Raw genomic sequence first — 13,323 nt, 5'->3', positions numbered from 1 at the left:
TCACCGAATCATTGGGTTGGTTTGTGCCGGCTGGTTTTAGAGAAGCCCGCCGCGGCCCCAGCCGCGGGTGAGCCGGCGAATCGCGAACGCGCCGCAGACCAGCGCGATCCCCAGCAGGATCGCCGCGGGCAGCATGGTTCCGGCCGTGTCACCGGCGACCGCGGCCTGCAGCATCGAAAGGGCCCAGTAGCCCGGGGACAGATGCGCGGCGGCCTGTGCCCACTCCGGCATCAGGCTCAGCGGCACCAGCGCTCCGCCGAGCGAGCTGAGCGTCAGCGCGCCCACGTCCGTGATCACACTGAGCTCGCCGTGGCTGCGCACGATCGCGGCCAGCAGCGCGCCGATCGCCAGCAACGTGAACGCCCAGACCAGGATGGAACCCAGGACCAGCGGGATGTTGCCGGGGATGGGCAGGCCGATGACCAGGCAGCCGTACACCAGCAGGATGGTCTGCTGCGCGACCATCACCAGGTAGATCGGCAGGGTCTTGCCGATCAGCAGCTCGGCGGCCGGCGCCCGGCTCACCCGGAGCCGGTCCCAGGTCTTCCAGGTGCGCTCGGCCAGGATCGCGTTGCCCGCGATGGAGATCGCGAACACCGAGAACATGACCAGCAGCCCGGTCACCACCTTGGTGGTGCCGCCCTCGACCGCCCGCACGTAGAGCGGCTCCAGGACCAGCATCAGGACCATGGGCATGACCACGTAGCTGATCGTCTGGCCGGGGTCGCGGAGCCGGATGAGCGTGTTGTTGTTGGCCAGCGCGCGGATCCGGTAGAGGGATTCGCGCAGGGCGGCGGTCGGCCCGGGGCGGTAGCCGGTGTCAAGAAGCATCGCTGACCGCCAGGGATCGGTAGAGGTCGTCCAAGGAGGGGTTGTAAACCTCGATCGTGCTGATCGGCCGCTCGGCGCGGCCCAGCAGGTCGATCAGGGTGGCCGCCGGCTGCGTGGTGGAGACGCGGACCTCCTCCTCGTTGTCGTGGATCAGCCGCACCTCCCCGGGCAGTCCGTCCACCAGCTCGTCGTAGGTGCCCCGCGCGATGATCTTTCCGTTGCGGGCGACCGCGATGGTGGCCTGCAACTCGACCAGTTCGGGCAGGTAGTGCGTGGTGTAGACGATGGCCGCGCCGTCGCCCGCGCGCTGCTTGACGACGTCGAGCATCGCCTCGCGGGTCTCCAGGTCGGCGCCCGCGGTCGGTTCGTCCAGCAGCAGCAGACCGGGCCGGTTGATCAGCGCGGTGGCCGCCTGGACCCGCCGCTGCTGCCCGCCGGACAGCGCCGCGGTCCTGCGGTCGATGAACGCGCCGAGCCTCAGCGCGACGGTCAGTTCCTCGATGGCGCTGTCGAGCGCGGCCCGGCGCAGCCCCGAGAGCTTCCCGAACAGGTTGAGGTGCTCGCGCACGGTGACAGACGGATAGAGCGCGATGTGCTGCGGCGCGACGCCCACCCGCCCCCTGCTCGCCGACGGCGGACGTCCGTCGATGGTCACGTGACCGCTGTCCTGACGGATCAGGTACGACACGATCTCCACGAAGGTCGTCTTGCCCGCGCCGTTGTGCCCGACCAGGCCGACGATCTCACCGGCCGCCACACTCAGGCTGAATCCGTCCAACGCCAGGACCGGGCCGTATCGCTTGACAAGATCTATGGCTTGCAGCAACGTGTCACCTCCTTGTGTATTCACCTCTAAAAGACGGTGCTTTTCGCGTGCCCGCGAATTGATAATTCGGGTGGTGTCGCGAGTGGAATAGACTGAGGAAATCGAGTTACCGCTACAGTAGCGGCGGGCGGCCCGGCCGCTATTGGCAGGAAGTGGCCTGAGACAACAGGCCAACGGGCGGCCGTTCCCGGTAGGGGTCACCCCTACTCGCCGGCGCCACGAAGACAGGGGTTGCGTTCAACCGATTTCATGATTGACATGAACGAGCTGTTCATATTGACCCGTTGCTGTCAGAATCTCCGGGTGGCTATCGAACGCTCTGACACGAAGTTGCCGGAGGCAGGCGACAGTCGCCTCAGGGGGCTGCCGTCCGTCGCGGTGGGCCCGATCGCCGCGGTCGCGGGGTCGCTCGCGGTCGTGCTGACCGCCCTGTCCGGCCGGTACGGATTCCATCGGGACGAGCTCTACTTCATGGTCGCCGGCGATCACCCCGACTGGGGCTACGTCGACCAGCCGCCGCTGACCCCTCTGCTCGCCCGCGCGAGCACCGCCCTGCTCGGCGACAGCCCGGCCGCGCTCCGCGCCGTCGCGACGATCCTCTGCGTGGCCGCGGTCGTGACCGTCGCCCTGATCGCCCGCGAACTCGGCGGCGACCGCCGGGTGCAGTCCGTCGCCGCCGGCTGCGCGGCCACCTCCGCGATCGTCCTGGGCCTGGGCCACCTGCTCGCCACCGCGACCTTCGACATGCTCGCCTGGCTGGTGATCAGCCTGCTGGTGCTGCGCCTGCTCCGCACCGGCGACGGCCGCTGGTTTGTGGCCATCGGCGTCGCGGTCGGCGTCGGCATGGAGAACAAGCAGCTGCTGGGGCTGCTGGTGGCGACCCTGTTCCTGGCGCTCCTGCTGGTCGGGCCGAGAGACGTGCTGCGCACCCGCTGGCTGCCGATCGGCGCGCTCATCGCCGTGGTCATCGCCGCGCCCAATCTGATCTGGAGCGCCGCGAACGGCTGGCCGCAGTTCGCGGTCGCGGCCGGGATCAGCGAGGACGGCGCGGACGACCGCACGATGCTCTTCCCGCTTCTGATCGTGCAGCTCTCCCCGTTGTTCTTCCCGATCTGGGTGGCCGGCCTGATCCGCCTGTGGCGGGACCCGTCGATCCGCTGGGCCCGGCTGATCCCCGTGGCGACCGTGCTGCTGTTCACGGTCGTGCAGTTCACCGGCGGCAAGGCGTACTACGTCCTGCCCTTGTTGATGGTGTCGCTGGCGGCCGGTGTGGCGCCCGTCGTCGGCTGGGCCCGTCCGCGCCTCCTCGTCGCGGCCATCGCGGTCGCGGCGGCCGTCAACGTCGTCATCGGGCTCCCGGTCCTGCCACCCGCCGCCGCGGGGTTCCCGAACGCGTTGAACGCCGAGGTGGGGGAGCAGATCGGCTGGCCGGAGTTCGTCAGCTCGGTCGCGGACGCCTGGAACCAGATCCCCGAAGCCGACCGCGCCCGCGCCGTCATCCTCGCCCAGAACTACGGCGAAGCCGCCGCGATCGCGCGGTACGGCCCCGACCACGGCCTCCCTGCCGCCTATTCAGGACATATGAGTTACGCCGACTGGGGTCCGCCTCCAGACAGCGCCGACGGCCCCGTCCTGCTGGTCCACGCCGCCGAGAACCGCCGCATCCCCGCGCGGTTCACCGACTGCCGTCTCGTCGGCCCGGTCGACATCGGCTACGACATCGACAATCAGGTCAGCGAGAACGTCATCCGGATCTGCGGCGCCGCCCCCGTCACCTGGTCCGCCCTCTGGCCGAGCCTCCGGCACAGCTGATGGCGGCACCGATGAGCGGTGAGAACATGTCACCGGGAGGCCGGACAATTGCGGCGCTTCTCCGCTTAGCCTGGCTAGCATGCGCGTAGGTTGCCTGATCGGGTCGGGGCGTGACTGCGACATCTACGAGGCCGGAGCGGGCAAGGTCATCCGGCGGGCCAAAGACGGCCGGAGCCTGGAACGCGAGGCGTCCGTCATGCGCCACGCCAGCCGCGGCGGCTTCCCCGCGCCGCAGGTCTACGACGCCGACGGCCCCGACATCCTGATGGAGCGCCTCGACGGCCCGAGCCTCTACCAGGACGCCGCCGCCCACCCGTGCCGGGTCTCCGACCACGGCACACTCCTCGCCGACCTGCTCAAGAAGCTGTCCGCCGTACGCGCCCCCGGCTGGCTCCCCGCGGTCTGCCCCGGCAACCACCTGCTCCACCTGGACCTGCACCCGCACAACGTCCTGCTCACCGGCGACGGCCCCCGCGTCATCGACTGGGCCACCGCCGGCCGGGGCGCTTCGGCCGCCGACATCGCCGCCACCTGGCTGGCCCTGGCGTCGGGCTACGTGGACCCCCCGCTGCGCCCGAGCCGGGATCTCATGCTGGCGGCCTTCCTCGACCGCGTCGACCGCGAGGCGGCCCGGCCCTACCTGACCGTGATGGCGGAACGCCGCCGTACCGACCGAAACGCCGACAACGCGGAGACGGTCGCCATCGACCGCCTCCTCGCCCGCGAACACACGACCCTCGAGGAGGCAGTCAATGGCAGATCGACGTGAAGTCCGGGTTTCTGATGATGATCGCGAGGCCGCCGTCGCCCACCTGCTGTCCGCCGTGGACGAGGGCCGCCTCAGCCTCGACGAGTACAACGACCGCATGAGCCGCGCCTACACCTCGGTCACTTTCGGCGACCTGGACAACCTCTTCGTGGACCTCCCCAGCCCACAGGCCGCGTCCCCCACCGTCACCGCCACCCAGACGAGAGCCCCGGCCGTGGCGACGGCCGCGTTACCCCGCTGGCTCAAGGTCGTCTGGATCGCCTGGGTCGCCAAGGTCGCCCTCAACCTGGTCATCTGGGTCCTGCTCAGCGTGACCGAGGGCGAACTCCTCTACTTCTGGCCGATGTGGGTCATCATCCCGCCGGGCCTGGCCCTGCTCGCCGTCAGCTACGCCGTCACGGCTTCCCGGCAAAGCGTGCGTTCCTGAAGGGAACCCCAGCTCACGGCGGTGCGCTGGGGTCCATTCCGAGCACGTCCGCGCCGGCTGGGGGAACGTTGGGATTCTCCGTACGACTCACCTCCGGGTCCGTTCGCCGGTCACCTCACGCGGCGTCGTGGAGTTGACAATCCTTTCGGCGGCCTGCCAGATCCGCGCCCACTCCAGGGTGAACGGCTCCTGGCCGGGTATGTGCCGATCGATCGCGCGTGCTCGTTCATGATCGTCACGCGGGCCGGGGCTCTTCGTCGGAGTCCACGTCATCCCGCTGCAAGGGGACGCTTCCGCAGCGCCGCTCCCACGACGATGAACCCGATCAGGAACGGATAGACGATGCCGCGTTCGACCAGGCCGATGAGGCCCCCGGCTCCCGATTCGACGACGGCCATATAGGTCACCAGCGAACCCAGGCCGACGATCCCGGCTCCCACCAGGGCGGTCCCCAGTCTGCGAGGGAAGCCGAGGAGCCGATGCATCCTGCCGATGAGGATGGCGAGCACGTTGCCACCGATGAACCCCATGAGAGCGCCCAGCGCGTGGTAGTCGGTCGCGCCGTCTCCCGCCTCGCCGGATCCTGGGAAGAACGCCAGGACGACGGCGCCGGTCGCCAGCCGGGCCGCCATCGCGACCGCCGGCCGGTAACGTCTGCCGGGCAGTCCCCTCAGCAGGAGAACGCCGGTCAGCGCGGCGAGTCCGAAGAGGAAGAAGCCCGTATTCATCACCCAGGCGAGCGGCGAGTACATGAACTGCCCGAACGCGGTCGCCGGGCCGCGAACCCCGAGGTTGCTGATGAAGTGGTACGTGTAGCTGTAGGGCGGATCCGTCCAGGCTGCCGCGGTGATGAATTCGGCGGTGAAGTAGATGCCTCCGCGCAGCGGTGCTGCGGGGCCGAGAACAATGGGGCTGCGGGTTCGGGCCTGGTGTCGTTCACGGTTTCCTCCTGTAGTTCTTTCAGGCGAACAGCGACAGATCGATGGAGTCGGCCAGGCCTGGTAGCCCGCGTCGTTGCATCCTGCGGCAAGGTGGGGGAGGCGACAGTGTTGCCCTGGATCCTCCAGCCGGTCTCCAGGCTGAGGTCGTGGCAGGTGCAGGTCTCCACGCGTCCCGGCAGGTAGAGGCTGATGGTCAGCTTGGTCAGGGCGGGCAGGGGCAGGTCGACCGGATCGCTGAGGATCGGCGCGCCCGCCGGGACGGTGACGGCCGACGCGCCGGAGAAGGTCCGCACGCGCTCGCTGCCGGTGCCGTGAGGTCCGCCTGCGCCGCGCCGATGGTGAAGGGCGCGGTCCCGAACTCGTCGGTGAACCGCACGCGCGCCCGGTGCCCGCCGCCGCTGATGCGTACCACCTGGCGCAGGGTCACGTCGGTGAGAGGCGGGTGGCCGTCGAGCGAGCCGAGGCCGTCGTGGGTCTGCGCGGCGACACCGCGTTCCCCGCGGACCACTCCCGGGCGCTGGTCAGCAGCGCACGAGCCGCGCTCTGCCTGGCGCGAGGCGACCTGGCGGGCGCGGACAAGGCGCTGCGAGCGGCCTACGTCGCCGCGCTGGCGACCGGGGAACTCCCGGTCCTGTCGCCGGTGGCGGTCCACGCGGCCGCGCTCGCCGAGATGCGCGGACGCCGGCACGAGTCGGCCGTGCTGCTCGGGACGGCCGCCCGGCTGCGGGGCGCGCACGACCACGTCATCTGCGGGCTGCTGGGGCTGGCCCACCTCGTGGAGTGCGTGGACGCGCTGCCGTCCACCCTCGAGATGATCGGTCTCCCCGTGGACGACACCGCGGGCAGCCAGCCGGACTTCTACCTCGGCACCCGCCCGGACGGCACGTACTGGGCATCGGCCGTCCTCGCCTACGGGCTCATCGCGATCGCCCTGACCGATCTCCAAAGATCCACAGGACGCGCCCCGCAGACCCGGTTCGTGTACTTGTGCTTGGACCGGTTCACACGATAGAAACGTACCAATTCCTTCAGTCCTTGATACAAGTCTTGCACCTCCTTCGAGAGAGCGCTCTCATTGGCGGCTCGCCGAAGGATCTCACCCCCCAAATGACCGCTGCGACACGCAGCGGAAAGGACGAACCGTATGACGAGCAAGCCTCCCGGCGACGGGAGTGTGACGACGCGGCGCCCGCGTCGTCGGCAGATCGGTCGGGCGTTAGCGTTCGGTCTCCTCCTCGCGACCACCGTCATGACGGCCGGAACACCCGCCACCGCGGCGTCGCCGACCCCCGGCGTCCCTGATCTCGGGCCGAACGTCACCGTCTTCGATCCGAGCATGTCCGTCAGCTCGATCCAGGCGACGCTCGACGCGAAGCACGCCGCTCAGGTCAACAACGAGATGGGCACCACGCGCCACGCGTATCTCTTCAAGCCTGGCACGTACGGCACCGCGGAGCAGCCGCTCCAGATCAAGGTCGGCTACTACACCGAGGTCTCCGGCCTGGGCGCCTCGCCCACCGACGTCGTCATCAACGGCAAGGTCGAGGTCTACAACCGCTGCCTGACCGCCACCAACTGCCTCGCGCTCGTCAACTTCTGGCGCACCCTGTCCAACCTGTCGATCAACGTCAACGCGGCCGGCCAGGACGGCTGCCGGAGTTCGGCGAACTTCTGGGCCGTCTCCCAGGCGGTGTCCCTGCGCCGTCTCAACATCAGCGGCGGCAACCTGTCGCTCATGGACTACTGCACCGCCGGCCCGCAGTACGCCAGCGGAGGCTTCATCGCCGACTCCAAGCTGCCGTCCACCACGAACGGATCGCAGCAGCAGTGGCTGACCCGCAACAGCGAGGTCGCCGGCTGGTCGAACGCGGTGTGGAACCAGGTCTTCTCGGGCGTCGTCGGCGCACCGGACGACGCCGGGTTCCCGAGCCCTCCGTACACCACCCTTGAGACCACTCCCGTCAGCCGGGAGAAGCCCTACCTGTTCGTCGACGCGGAGGGCGATTACAACGTCCGCGTACCCGCCGTCCAGAAGGACTCACGCGGCATCACGTGGGCCAACGGCCTGACCCCGGGTCGCACGCTGCCGATCAGCGACTTCTTCATTGCGAAGCCGTCGGACTCGGTGAAGACCATCAACGAGGCGCTGGAGAGCGGCAAGCACCTGCTGTTCACGCCCGGCGTGTACGACATCGAGAAGAGCATCGACATCGAGCGCCCGGACACGGTCGTCCTCGGCATCGGGCACGCCACGCTCACCGCTGTCAACGCCTCGACCCCGCTCGACGTCGACAGCGTCCCCGGCGTGATCGTCGCCGGTGTGACCATCGACGCGGGCCTCAAGAAGTCGCAGGTCCTGCTGAGGGTGGGCAAGAAGGACAAGCGCAGCCACAGCACGGCGGACAACCCGATCACCCTGTCCGACGTGTACTTCCGCGTCGGCGGACCGCACATCGGCAGGACCAACACCGCCCTCGAGGTCAACAGCGACCACGTGCTCATCGACCACACCTGGGTGTGGCGCGCCGACCACGGTGTCGAGGGCTTCACCGACACCCAGCGGTGGAACACCAACGACGGCCGCAACGGCGCCATCATCAACGGCGACCACGTGACCGCGACCGGCCTGTTCGTCGAGCACTTCCAGCGGCACAACACCATCTGGAACGGCGAGGACGGCGTGACGATCCTCTATCAGAACGAGCTGCCGTACGACCCGCCGACCCAGGCCGACTGGATGGACGGCGACGTCGAGGGCTACGCCGGCTACAAGGTGGGCCGGCACGTGAAGAGGCACCTCCTCTACGGCGGTGGCGTCTACGTCTTCAACCAGAACAACCCGCAGATTCACACCGAGAACGGCTTCGAGGTTCCGGAGACGCCGGGCGTCAAGCTGCACCACATCATGACCGTCAACCTCAGCGCCGGCATCATCGACCACGTCGTCAACGGCGTGGGCGAGGCGGCCGACATGACGAAGGTCGGCGCGCCGGTGTACATCACGGATTACCCGGCCCCGTAGGACCCGCCCCCGGTGGGCCGGAATCTCCGGACCCGGCCCACCGGGGATCCCGGCTCACGCCGTTCCGCAACTGGCCGTTCAGGCGGGGACGACGATGGGCGTGCCCGCGACCGGGTCGGTGACGATCACGCAGGACAGGCCGAAGACCTTCTCGACCAGCTCCGCGGTGATCACCTCCGACGGTGGTCCCTCGGCGACGATCGCGCCGCCGTCCATGGCGATGATGTGGTCGCAGAAGCGGCCGGCGAGGTTGAGGTCGTGCAGGACCGCGACGATGGTCTTGCCGGACTCGGCGTTGAGCTTGCGCAGCAGCCGCAGCAGTTCCACCTGGTGGTTGATGTCGAGGTAGGTCGTCGGCTCGTCGAGCAGCAGCAGATCGGTGTCCTGCGCCAGCGCCATGGCGACCCAGACCCGCTGCCGCTGGCCGCCGGACAGGCCGTGCAGCGGGCGGTCGATCAGGTCGGCCGTGTCGGTGGCGGCCAGGGCCCGGGTCACCGCCTCGTGGTCGCGGTCGGTCCAGCGGCGGAACCAGCCCTGGTGGGGGTAGCGGCCACGGCCGACCAGGTCGGCGACGGTGATGCCGTCCGGGGCGATCGGGGTCTGGGGGAGCAGGCCGAGCACTTTGGCCACGTCCAGGGTGCTCATCGAGGCCAGTGCCTTGCCGTCGAGGTGGACCGCGCCCTGTCGTGGTTTGAGGAGACGGGCCAGGCCGCGCAGCAGCGTCGACTTGCCGCACGCGTTGGCGCCGACGATCGCGGTGATCCTCTGGTCGAGCACCGCGACGTCCAGGCCGGTGATGACGGTGGTGTCGTCGTAGCCGAGGGACAGTCCTTCGGCGCGGAGTCGGTTCATCCGCCGGTTCCTTGTCGGTTCGTGGTGGCCAGCAGACACAGCAGGTACGGCGCGCCGACGGCGCCGGTGACCACGCCGGTGGGCAGCGCTGTCGGCAGCAGGTGGACGGCGACCAGGTCGGCGGTCAGCAGTAGGGCGGCGCCCACCAGGGCGGCGGCGAGCACGCTGCCGGTGGCGGGTCCGAGCAGCCGGTTGGCGATCGGCCCGGCGACCAGGGCGACGAACAGGATCGGGCCGGCCGCCGCGACGGCCAGGGCGAGGATGATCACGGCGGTGCCCAGCAGGGCGGCGCGGGCGAGTTCGGCGGACACGCCCAGGCTCCGCGCGGTGTCGTCGCCGAGTTCGAGCAGGCGAAGCTGCCGTTGCAGCAGCACGGCCAGTGGCAACAGGACCACCAGGCCGCCCAGCAGCAGCCGCAGTTCGGTGCCGCTGGCCTGGCCCACCGAGCCGGTCAGCCAGTGCATCGCCTGGCGCGCTTCGTACAGCTGGGCGCGGCTCAGGACGAAGCCGATGAGGCCGTCGAAGAAGGCGGCCACCCCGATGCCGATCAGGATGAACCGGTAGCCGCTCACCCCGTCGCGCCAGGCCAGCACGTACATGAGCAGCGCCGCCACGGTCGCCCCGCCCAGCGCGAACCCGGCGACCGCCAGCCCGGTGACCTTCAGCAGGACGATCCCGGAGACCGCGGCCAGACCGGCGCCGGAGGAGATGCCGACGAAGTCGGGGGAGGCGAGGGGGTTGCGCAGCAGGTGCTGGAAGATGGTGCCGGACACGCCGAGCGCGAGGCCCACCGTGAGCGCGGTCGCGGCGGTCGGCAGCCGCAGTCCCAGGACGACGAAGTCGAGACTCGGGTCGTCGATCGTGCCGAGCAGCGAGCCGATGACCTCGCCGGCGGAGAGCCGGAAGCTGCCCACCATCATGGTCACCACGAACAGGACGGCGACGACCGAGGTCAGCCCGCCGGTGACCACCACGACGCGGGTCGTCCGGCGGCGACGGGTGACGCTTACGGCGTTGGCCACAGTCGAGAGCGTCATGATGCTCACACCTCCGACATTCGGCCGTACCGCACGATCAGGACGAAGATCGGCGCTCCGAGCACGCCCAGCACCACGCCGACCTGCAGTTCGCCGGGCGCGCCGGCGATCCGGCCGAGCACGTCGGCCAGCAGCAGGACGATGGGCGCCAGCAGCATCGAGTACGGCAGGGTCCAGCGATAGTCGGGACCGCAGAGCGCCCGCGCCAGGTGCGGCACGACCAGGCCGATGAAGACGATCGGCCCGCACGCGGCGGTGGCCGCGCCGGCGAGCACCGCCACGACGCCGAAGGCGACCGTCCGGGTGAGGCCGACCCGCTGGCCGAGACCGCGCGCGACGTCCTCGCCGAGCGCGAGCCCGTTGAGCGCCCGGCCCAGGCCGAGGGCCACGACCAGCCCGGCGATCAGGAACGGCGCGACGCCGGTCAGGATCGGCATGTACCGCCCGGCGAGCGCGCCGACCTGCCAGAACCGCAGTTCGTTCAGCGCGTCGATGTTGGTCATGAGGACGCCGGTGGTGACGGAGGTGAGCCCGGCGGTGACCGCCGCGCCGGCCAGGGCGAGCTTGACCGGGGTGGCTCCCTCGCGGCCCAGCGAGGCGATCGTGTACACCAGCAGCGTCGCGATGATGGCGCCGGCGAAGGCGAACCAGACGTACACGCCGACACCCTGGATCCCGAGCACGGTGATCGCGAAGACCACGAAGACGGCCGCGCCCGCGTTGATGCCCATGATCCCGGCGTCGGCCAGCGGGTTGCGGGTGACGCCTTGCAGGATCGCGCCCGCGGCGCCCAGCGCGGCGCCGGCCAGGATGCCCAGCAGCGTGCGCGGCACCCGCAGCTCCAGGGTCACCGTGCCGGTGATCTCCTCGTTCACGCCGAGACCGCCGAGCGCGCGCAGGACCTCCGCCAGTCCGATGTCGCGGGCGCCCTGGGTCACGCTGAGGAAGGCGACCGCGCCCAGCAGGGCGAGAAGGACGGCCAGGCCCACGCCGAGAGCGGGGGCCCGCCGTACCGGAATCGTGCTGATCATCGGATCGCGGTCAGTCGCCGACGCTGTCGTCGGCCGCGTTGATCGCCTCGGTGACCTTGTCGAGCTCCGTCGCGAAGTGGCCGAACGTGTGCAGCCAGTACGCCGGCCAGGCCGCCACCGCACCCGCCTTGGCCGCCTTGATCTTGAACCAGGTCGGCTGCTTGGCGCCCCATTCGGTGTTCAGCTCCGGCTTGTAGCCCCGGCCGTCCCACAGGATCAGGTCGGGCTGGTAGCGGTCGGCGTTCTCCCAGCTGAGGGTCTCCCAGTACGGGAACGCGGGGTCCGGCTTGGCCGGGTTGATCACCTTCAGCCCCCAGCGCTGGAAGTCCAGCAGTTCGGGCGCGAACTCCGGGTTGGCGACATAGACCTTGTCGTCGGCGGGCGAGACGCCCAGGGCCGTCAGTTCGGGCTTGGCCGCGACCGCCGCCTTGAACCGCGCGACGGCCTCCTCGAAACGCTTCTTGTTCGCGGAGATCTCCGGCGAGTCGACCTTGGCGCCCAGGCTCTCGGCCAGGTCTTCATAGCCTCTGGCCAGGTCTTCGATGGACTTGCCCTGCGTGACGCCGACCACCGGGGCGAGGTCGGCGAGCTTCTTGCTCTTCTCGTCGACCCCTTCCTCGAAGCCGCTGTGCGCCTTCTCCACCGGCCACCAGTCGGCGACGATCAGGTCTGGACGTAACGCGGCGGCCTTCTCGACGTCGATCTTCCCCCACTCCTGGCCGAGGATCTCGATGCCGGTGAGGTCGAGGTCCTTCAGGTTGGCGTCGGTTTTGATCGACTCGTCGGCGTAGATCCCGACCGGCTTGATGCCGAACGACATCAGCGCGGCGGCCTCACCGGCGTGCGCGATGATCCGGGTGGGTGTCTTCTCCGCCGTGACGGCCTTGCCGGAGCCGTCGGTGAACGACCACGCGGAGCTGGACGGTCGTGCCTCTGGGGCCGCGGTGTTCTGTTCGCCGCCGCAGCCGATGAGCCCGAGGCTCAACGCCGCTACGGCGAGAAAGGGACGTAGCGCGCGCATGCGGCTTCCTATCTCTCAAGGGGAGTGCCGCCTAAGTTAGGTTAGGCTAACCAAATTTTCAAGCTCGCTATGCGGCATATGTATCCGTACGGCCCGATATGAGACGATGCGGGAAAGGCGACGGCGGACGAGGAAACCGGTGTGAATCCGGCGCGGTCCCGCCACTGTGATCGGCGTCCAGCCGAGAGCCAGAGACTCACGCGGTCGCCTCCTCACCAGCCGGGGCGGATCTCCCCGAGAGAGGACGGGCGTCGATGCCTGCTCCGCAGCACGTCTTACCTCGAGTGAGCGCGTGAAAAGGATCACCGTCTGCCGGGACTGCTGCTGCGGCAGCCTCCGGAAGGTGCCCCACCTCGACCACGACAAGCAGATTCGACTTCTGGCCGAAGTCGCCGAGGTCCGCGTGACCGACTGCCTCGATGTGTGTGACCAGGCCAACGTCATCGTCGTCCAGCCGACCCCGGAAGGCCGCAAGGCTGGCGGCCGCCCGGTGTGGCTCGCCTTCGTCAACGACGAGAACGCGACCGCCGACGTCGCCGAATGGATCCGCGCCGGCGGCCCCGGCATGGTCCCGTTGCCGCCGATCCTCGAACTGCACCGGTTCACCCCGCCTCGCCGTCTCCCGAAACCGGCCGAAGGACAGGCGCTGTCTGAGAACGCCTGACGCACTATCACGATCTTGTCGTTGTTGCGAGCTGCTCGCCTTGCTGGTCAGCGGTGTGCTAGCCGCCTGCGGCGGCACATCGGCGCAAGA

The 13,323-nt window shown here is 69.5% G+C and carries 14 protein-coding genes and 1 riboswitch; of the genes, 7 read left to right on the top strand and 7 right to left on the bottom strand.

Translation table 11 applies throughout. The features are described from left to right. Positions 1 to 36 precede the first annotated feature (36 nt). Positions 37 to 831, bottom strand: a complete 795-nt coding sequence (locus AW272_RS25805) for an ABC transporter permease (protein ID WP_066370144.1) — start codon at positions 829 to 831, stop codon at positions 37 to 39. Beyond that, complete coding sequence (locus AW272_RS25800; protein ID WP_066370143.1) at positions 821 to 1,657, bottom strand: ABC transporter ATP-binding protein; 837 nt, start codon at positions 1,655 to 1,657, stop codon at positions 821 to 823. The genes AW272_RS25805 and AW272_RS25800 overlap by 11 nt, the downstream gene beginning before the upstream one ends. A 303-nt stretch (positions 1,658 to 1,960) precedes the next feature. Between AW272_RS25800 and AW272_RS25795 the strand changes: the two genes are divergently transcribed. From AW272_RS25795 to AW272_RS25785, 3 genes are all read left to right on the top strand, one after another. Then, positions 1,961 to 3,469, top strand: a complete 1,509-nt coding sequence (locus AW272_RS25795; protein ID WP_218011059.1) for a glycosyltransferase family 39 protein — start codon at positions 1,961 to 1,963, stop codon at positions 3,467 to 3,469. 79 nt (positions 3,470 to 3,548) lie between these two features. Then, positions 3,549 to 4,238, top strand: coding sequence for a phosphotransferase (locus AW272_RS25790; RefSeq protein ID WP_066370141.1), 690 nt, complete (start codon positions 3,549 to 3,551; stop codon positions 4,236 to 4,238). Continuing rightward, complete coding sequence (locus tag AW272_RS25785; protein ID WP_066370139.1) at positions 4,222 to 4,665, top strand: DUF1707 SHOCT-like domain-containing protein; 444 nt, start codon at positions 4,222 to 4,224, stop codon at positions 4,663 to 4,665. The genes AW272_RS25790 and AW272_RS25785 overlap by 17 nt, the downstream gene beginning before the upstream one ends. A 269-nt stretch (positions 4,666 to 4,934) precedes the next feature. On the opposite strand, the gene AW272_RS25780 is transcribed toward AW272_RS25785, so the two are convergent. After that, on the bottom strand, positions 4,935 to 5,516 hold the full coding sequence (locus AW272_RS25780) for a DUF998 domain-containing protein (RefSeq protein WP_245657736.1): 582 nt from the start codon (positions 5,514 to 5,516) through the stop codon (positions 4,935 to 4,937). A 279-nt stretch (positions 5,517 to 5,795) separates the two neighbouring features. Here AW272_RS25780 and AW272_RS45710 point away from each other — a divergent pair, with 279 nt between their 5' ends. From AW272_RS45710 to AW272_RS25770, 3 genes are all read left to right on the top strand, one after another. Beyond that, on the top strand, positions 5,796 to 5,921 hold the full coding sequence (locus AW272_RS45710) for a hypothetical protein (RefSeq protein WP_275527317.1): 126 nt from the start codon (positions 5,796 to 5,798) through the stop codon (positions 5,919 to 5,921). 127 nt (positions 5,922 to 6,048) lie between these two features. Continuing rightward, positions 6,049 to 6,618 carry a hypothetical protein gene (locus tag AW272_RS43835; RefSeq protein WP_174551857.1) on the top strand — a complete coding sequence of 190 codons (570 nt, stop codon included), beginning with the start codon at positions 6,049 to 6,051 and terminating at the stop codon, positions 6,616 to 6,618. Between the two features lie 132 nt (positions 6,619 to 6,750). Then, entirely contained in the window at positions 6,751 to 8,628 is a 1,878-nt protein-coding gene (locus AW272_RS25770; RefSeq protein ID WP_245657723.1) for a pectate lyase-like domain-containing protein, read from the top strand. Between the two features lie 78 nt (positions 8,629 to 8,706). On the opposite strand, the gene AW272_RS25765 is transcribed toward AW272_RS25770, so the two are convergent. The 4 genes from AW272_RS25765 to AW272_RS25750 are packed head-to-tail and all read right to left on the bottom strand — an operon-like array spanning position 8,707 to position 12,569. Further along, complete coding sequence (locus AW272_RS25765; protein WP_066370128.1) at positions 8,707 to 9,480, bottom strand: ABC transporter ATP-binding protein; 774 nt, start codon at positions 9,478 to 9,480, stop codon at positions 8,707 to 8,709. After that, positions 9,477 to 10,517, bottom strand: coding sequence for a FecCD family ABC transporter permease (locus tag AW272_RS25760; protein ID WP_066370463.1), 1,041 nt, complete (start codon positions 10,515 to 10,517; stop codon positions 9,477 to 9,479). Before AW272_RS25760 ends, AW272_RS25765 begins: the two co-directional genes overlap by 4 nt. A gap of 5 nt (positions 10,518 to 10,522) precedes the next feature. After that, a complete protein-coding gene (locus AW272_RS25755) occupies positions 10,523 to 11,548 on the bottom strand; it encodes a FecCD family ABC transporter permease (RefSeq protein WP_066370125.1) in 1,026 nt (341 codons plus the stop codon). Between the two features lie 10 nt (positions 11,549 to 11,558). Then, a complete protein-coding gene (locus tag AW272_RS25750) occupies positions 11,559 to 12,569 on the bottom strand; it encodes an ABC transporter substrate-binding protein (RefSeq protein ID WP_083958663.1) in 1,011 nt (336 codons plus the stop codon). Between the two features lie 129 nt (positions 12,570 to 12,698). Beyond that, positions 12,699 to 12,767: riboswitch (cobalamin riboswitch) on the top strand. Positions 12,768 to 12,861: 94 nt separating this feature from the next. On the opposite strand from AW272_RS25750, the gene AW272_RS25745 reads away from it, so the two are divergent. After that, positions 12,862 to 13,233: a hypothetical protein gene (locus tag AW272_RS25745; RefSeq protein WP_066370122.1), complete on the top strand. Its 372-nt coding sequence runs from the start codon at positions 12,862 to 12,864 to the stop codon at positions 13,231 to 13,233. Positions 13,234 to 13,323 lie beyond the last annotated feature (90 nt).

It is taken from the genome of Herbidospora mongoliensis (assembly GCF_001570545.1).
Lineage (GTDB): Bacteria > Actinomycetota > Actinomycetes > Streptosporangiales > Streptosporangiaceae > Herbidospora > Herbidospora mongoliensis.
The sequence above is the reverse complement of the archived record's forward strand: the minus strand, read 5'-3'. Positions and strand labels throughout refer to the sequence as shown.